Origin of the sequence: Streptococcus mitis (genome assembly GCF_001074635.1) — a bacterium.
In the GTDB taxonomy this organism is placed as follows: domain Bacteria; phylum Bacillota; class Bacilli; order Lactobacillales; family Streptococcaceae; genus Streptococcus; species Streptococcus mitis_E.
Map to the genome: position 1 here is coordinate 1 of NZ_JUQO01000046.1, position 1,551 is coordinate 1,551.

Below are 1,551 nucleotides of genomic sequence, written 5' to 3' on the forward strand. Positions count from 1 at the left end.
TGTTTTGAGGTTGTGGATAGAACTGACGAAGTCAGTAACCATACCTACGGCAAGATGAAGCTGACGTGGTTTGAAGAGATTTTCGAAGAGTATAAAACTGCTACTATATAACCTTTGCATAGCTAGATATAACTAATCCAAATACAGGAAGCTCAACGATAACAAACTCCTGTTTGCAGGAATTAGTCTCCTTGCCCTTCTAGGTCTCGGCTTCTTGCTGAAAAACAAAAAAGAGAACTAAACTAGCCCTCCTATAGAACAATCCCCCAAGCATTATAGCTCGGGGGATTGATTTTTGTACAATATTTGTTGTCCTAATAAACTTGATTAGGATTTTTTATTAAGACTCTTTCATGGCGAAGTATGCCCGTACTTTTGGAGCCACTTGCGTGCCGAAGAGTTCAATAGCTCTTAGAACTTGGTCATGGGGCATGGAACCAAGCGGTAGATGGAGCATGAAGCGGTCCAAACCTAAGTCTTCAATCATGCGAATCAATTTTTCGGACACCTGATCCGGATTGCCCACAAACATAGCACCATTTGGCCCAACTTGCTCCAAATATTGCTCATAACGCAATTCCTGCCAGTGCGGACGGTCTTTGGAAATAGCATCCACCACTTGCTTGGTCGGATGGAAATAATCTTTTACAGCCTGCTCGCCATCTTCAGCAATCCAACTCCAAGAATGGGCCCCAACCTTTAGTTCATGACTGGCATGGCCCGCTTCGCTCCCAATCTCACGATAAGCCTGAATCAACTTTTTAAAATAACGAGGGTTACCACCAATAATGGCATAGACAATCGGTAGGCCTGCCTGAGCAATCTTCACTGTTGATTCGACATGACCACCTGTCGCTATCCACAAGGGTAATTTGTCCTGAACTGGACGAGGATAAACTTCTTTTCCAGAGATTGTTTGGGTCAATCGACCTTGCCAGTCTAACTTGGTCTTTTCATTGACTAACTGAAGCAAGTCTAATTTCTCATCAAAAAGAGCTTCGTAGTCTTTCAAATCATATCCAAACAAGGGAAAAGATTCCGTGAAAGAACCCCTTCCAGCCATAATCTCCGCTCGTCCATTTGACAAAGCATCGATAGTGGCATACTGTTGGAACAAACGAATCGGGTCCATGCTCGAGAGTATGCTGACTGCACTGGTCAAACGGATTTTCTTGGTATTGACTGCCCCAGCTGCCAGGACAATCTCTGGCGCAGATATCGCAAAATCCGCTCGATGGTGCTCACCAATCCCATATACATCCAAACCAACCTTGTCAGCCAGTTCAATCTCTGCCACCAACTGACGAATACGTTCGGCATGACTGTAAATTTGCCCAGTCCCTTCAAGCTCCGTTGTTTCCCCAAATGTTGAAATTCCCAATTCTACCATTGTGATTCTCCCTATCTATTTCTGTCCTTCAATTTGAAAAATCACTCTAATACTCAATGAAAATCAAAGAGCAAACTAGGAAGCTAGCCGCAGTCTGCTCAAAACAGTGTTTTGAGGTTGCAGATGGAAGCTGACGTGGTTTGAAGAGATTTTCGAAGAGT

2 protein-coding genes are annotated in these 1,551 nt (G+C 43.8%); one reads left to right on the plus strand and one right to left on the minus strand.

Going from position 1 to position 1,551, the window contains the following annotated elements:
• Positions 1–181: 181 nt before the first annotated feature.
• Positions 182–241, plus strand: coding sequence for a hypothetical protein (locus tag ADI58_RS11690; RefSeq protein WP_231075171.1), 60 nt, complete (start codon positions 182–184; stop codon positions 239–241).
• A gap of 99 nt (positions 242–340) precedes the next feature.
• Here the strand turns inward: ADI58_RS11690 and ADI58_RS01780 are convergent, their stop codons facing one another.
• Entirely contained in the window at positions 341–1,390 is a 1,050-nt protein-coding gene (locus ADI58_RS01780) for an LLM class flavin-dependent oxidoreductase (protein ID WP_049521229.1), read from the minus strand.
• Positions 1,391–1,551 lie beyond the last annotated feature (161 nt).